The sequence below is a fragment of the Streptomyces sp. NPDC057654 genome, from assembly GCF_042800135.1.
Lineage (GTDB): Bacteria > Actinomycetota > Actinomycetes > Streptomycetales > Streptomycetaceae > Streptomyces.
The window spans coordinates 1-3959 of record NZ_JBHVHQ010000803.1; the positions used below are offsets into that span (position 1 = coordinate 1).

The 3959-nt window shown below is 71.7% G+C and carries 3 protein-coding genes; 1 reads left to right on the forward strand and 2 read right to left on the reverse strand.

Going from position 1 to position 3959, the window contains the following annotated elements:
* Positions 1–13 precede the first annotated feature (13 nt).
* On the reverse strand, positions 14–1606 hold the full coding sequence (gene serA / locus ACFU99_RS36170; RefSeq protein ID WP_384400628.1) for a phosphoglycerate dehydrogenase: 1593 nt from the start codon (positions 1604–1606) through the stop codon (positions 14–16).
* A gap of 489 nt (positions 1607–2095) precedes the next feature.
* Between serA and ACFU99_RS36175 the strand changes: the two genes are divergently transcribed.
* Complete coding sequence (locus ACFU99_RS36175; protein ID WP_384400631.1) at positions 2096–2746, forward strand: PH domain-containing protein; 651 nt, start codon at positions 2096–2098, stop codon at positions 2744–2746.
* A 74-nt stretch (positions 2747–2820) separates the two neighbouring features.
* On the opposite strand, the gene ACFU99_RS36180 is transcribed toward ACFU99_RS36175, so the two are convergent.
* A partial coding sequence (locus ACFU99_RS36180; RefSeq protein ID WP_384400634.1) for a mannosyltransferase family protein occupies positions 2821–3959 on the reverse strand: 1139 nt, incomplete at its 5' end.

The following is a 3959-nucleotide window of genomic DNA, read 5'->3' on the forward strand; positions in this document are numbered from 1 at the left end:
CGCTGCGCGCCGGTCAGTCGTTCAGGTTGACCGTACGGGCCGACGTCGCGCCGATCTCCACGGCGATCTCGGCGAGCACCGGCGCCGGGATCGACTCGTCGACGGTGAGGGCCACCAGCGCCTCGCCGCCCTCGCCCGAGCGCGAGACCTGCATGCCCGCGATGTTGATGCCGGCCTCGCCGAGGATGCGGCCGACGGTGCCGACGACGCCCGGCCGGTCCCCGTACCGCAGGAAGGCCATGTGGTCGGCGAGGGCCAGGTCCACGTCGTGGTCGCCCACCGCGACGATCTTCTGGAGGTTCTTGGGCCCGGCCAGCGTGCCCGAGATGGAGACCTCGTCGCCGTCGGCGAGCGTGCCGCGCACGATCACCACATTGCGGTGCTCGTTGGACTCGCTGCTCGTCGTCAGGCGGACCTCGACGCCGCGCTCCTGCGCGAAGAGCGGCGCGTTCACATACGAGACGGTCTCGTCCACGACGTCCTCGAACACACCCTTGAGCGCGGAGAGTTCGAGCACCTTCACATCGTGCTGGGTGATCTCGCCGTACACCTCGACATCGAGGCGGACCGCGACCTCGCCCGCGAGCGCGGTGAAGATCCGGCCGAGCTTCTCGGCGAGCGGCAGCCCCGGCTTCACGTCCTCGGCGATGACCCCGCCCTGGACGTTGACCGCGTCCGGCACCAGCTCGCCCGCGAGCGCGAGGCGTACGGACTTGGCGACGGCGATGCCCGCCTTCTCCTGCGCCTCACCGGTCGAGGCGCCCAGGTGCGGGGTGGCCACGACCTGGTCGAAGTCGAAGAGCGGCGAGTCGGTGCACGGCTCGGACGCGTACACGTCCAGGCCCGCGCCCGCGACCCGGCCCTCCTTGAGCGCCGTGGCCAGCGCCGCCTCGTCGACGATCCCGCCGCGCGCGGCGTTGACGATCCGCACGTGCGGCTGAACCTTGTGCAGCGCGTCGTCGCCGATCAGGCCGAGCGTCTCGGGGGTCTTGGGCAGGTGCACGGTGATGAAGTCCGCGACCTCCAGCAGCTCGTCCAGCGTCAGCAGCTTGACGCCCATCTGCGCGGCGCGCGCGGGCTGCACGTACGGGTCGTACGCGACGATCTTCATGCCGAAAGCGGACATCCGCTGCGCGACGAGCACCCCGATCCGGCCGAGGCCGACGACGCCCAGCGTCTTCTCGGACAGCTCGACGCCGGTGTACTTGCTGCGCTTCCACTCGCCGTTCTTCAGGGCGGAGTTGGCCTGCGGGATATTGCGGGCGGTGGCCACGAGCAGGCCGCAGGCGAGCTCGGCGGCGGTGACGATGTTGGAGGTCGGCGCGTTGACGACCATCACGCCGGCCTTGGTGGCGGCGGACACGTCCACGTTGTCCAGGCCGACTCCGGCGCGCGCGACGACCCGCAGCTTGCGGGCGGCGGCGATGGCCTCGGCGTCGACCTTGGTCGCGCTGCGCACCAGGATCGCGTCGACGTCGGCGATGGCGGGGAGGAGTTCGGCGCGGTCCGCGCCGTTGCAGTGCCGGATCTCGAAGTCCGGGCCGAGGGCGTCGACGGTGGCGGGCGACAGCTCTTCGGCGATCAGTACGACGGGTTTCGTGCTCACGTGGTCATCAGTCCTCACTGGTCCTTTGCGGACGGCCGTCCCGACGGCCGAAGGCGGTGAAGGGGGGCGCAGCCGCGTGGAAGACGCACGACGCTGTGAGCCTGACGCGCTTGTTGCAGAGCAGTGTATCGGCGGTGCGGGATGCATTTGGCCTACCCGGCCAAATCACTCGGCCGTAGCCGCGCGCCGTGCGAAACGCGCGTGCGCCCCGTCGGACGCGGTCACGTCGGCGAATGCGGATGCTGCGGATGCAGTGGTGGGCATGGTCACCAGTCGAGCATATCTACGCGCGTAGCGACCTGTCACCCCCTGGGGGTGACAGGTGTGACCGCTTTCCGGCTGTCGCTCTGCCCGCTCCGGGGCGCGTACGGCCCTCGCCTCCGTCGCCCGGGTGGGTGCTGTGCTCCCATCACCCGGGTGGGCCCCTCGGCCCGTATCGATGCCGTACCGCAACGTCCGGTTTCCGGACCGTCAGGCAGAATCGGGCGCATGACGAGCCCGGACCACGCCCCCAAGCCCTCGGACGATCAGCGGGAACCCGCGTACGCCGAGCGCTGCTACCGCTCACCGGCCGCGATCGGCGCCGGGGTGCTGCTGCTCGCGCTCGGGGCGTGGCTGGGGATCGACGCGGTGGTGCGGGGGTCGGGGCGTACGCCGTGGCTGGCCGTGGCGGGACTGGTGTTCCTGGTGCCGCTGGTGGCCGCGTACACGGTGCGGCCCGCGGTGTGGGCCGGTCAGGACCGGATTCGCGTGCGCAATCCGTTCCGTACGATCACGCTGCCGTGGGCCTCCGTCGAGGGCGTGCGCGCCGGGTACTCCAGCGAGATCTTCGCGGGCGGCGCGAAGTACCAGATGTGGTCGATCCCGGTCTCCCTGCGCGCCCGCAAGCAGGCCTCCAGGCGGCAGGTACGGGCCTCCCTCGACGACACCTCGCAGCAGACCTCCCCGCACGCCCCGATCGGCGGCAAGCCGCTGCGGGCCGCCTCCGACCAGGCCATCGACGAGATCCGCGACCTTTCCGAGCGCAATGCCGGGCGCGAGGGCGCGCAGGGGGAGCCGCGGGTGAAGTGGGCTTACGAGGTCATCGCCCCGGCCGTCGTCGGGTTCGTGGCTCTGGTGGTCATCTACCTGGTCGGCTGAGGCCCTCGGCTCGGCTGAGGCTCTCGGCTGGTTTTCACGAAGCTCTTTTGCGGGGCGCTTTCACGGGGGCTCTCTTACGGCGCGCTCGGCCATACCAGGGCCATGTACGCCCCGAAGTACGCCGAGAAGAGCGCTGCCCCGCCCAGTACCAGCAGTGCCGTCCGGCGTTGCGCGCGGGCGATGGCGAGGGCGAACGGGAGCAGCAGGGGGAAGGCCGGAAGCAGGAAGCGGGCGCGGGGGAAGTACACGCCGCCGCTGCACAGCACGATCACGAGTAGCGCGCCCGTGAAGATCAGCAGCGGGGGCGGCTGCCGTTGGGCCGCGCACACCGCGTACAGCGCCGCCGACAGCATGATGACGATCGAGACGACGACCAGGAACAGCTCCGGGCGGGACTGGTAGACGAGCGTCTCGCGCAGCGAGCGCAGCGTCTCGACGCCGCCGTCGGTCTGGTTCGTCCACGTGCTCTGGACCGCGAAGTACCCGTCCCAGCGGCCGAGTCGCACCGCGACCCAGATGATGTAGCCGAGCCAGCCCAGGGGGGCCAGGGCGCAGCCGGCGGCGATACGGGCCGTTCCTCCGGTGCTGCCGGTCCCCTCACGGCGTGCCTCGCGCAGCGCCAGCAGCGCGCTCACGGACACCGCCGCCGCCAGCGCCACTCCCGTGGGGCGGGTGAGGCCCGCGAAGAGCGACAGCGTCCCCGCCCACACCCAGCGGCCGGTCAGCACCGCGTACAGCGACCACGCCGCCAGCGCCGTGAACAGCGATTCCGTGTAGCCCATCGACTGCACCAGCGCGACCGGCGTCACGCCCCACAGCACCGCCAGGACCACCCCCACCCGGCGCCCGTACAGCCGGTCCCCGACCGCGAACACGCCCCACGCCGCCAGCAGCGACGCCGTCACGGACAGCGCCAGGCCGGTGCTCGCCCGGTGGCCCGGCGGCAGCGGGTGCGCGAACACCTTGACCAGGAACGGGTACAGCGGGAAGAACGCCAGGTTGCAGCTGTTGCGGGCGCCGGTCAGGACGTCGTCGTAGCCGCGGTTCGCGATCCCCAGGTACCAGCGCGAGTCCCACTGGTTGGCGAGCTGCGGCCAGAGCCCGTGGCCCTTGAGGTGCGCCCACTCGGCGAGCACGACGACGCCGAGGAGCCGTACGGCCGCATAGCCCACCAGCGCGGGAGCCGCCCGGCGCAGTGCCCGGCGCAGTGTCC

Excerpts from the sequence above, each read along its gene's own strand:
- ACFU99_RS36175 (WP_384400631.1), top strand. The coding sequence starts at position 2,096 with ATGACGAGCCCGGACCACGCCCCCAAGCCCTCGGACGATCAGCGGGAA.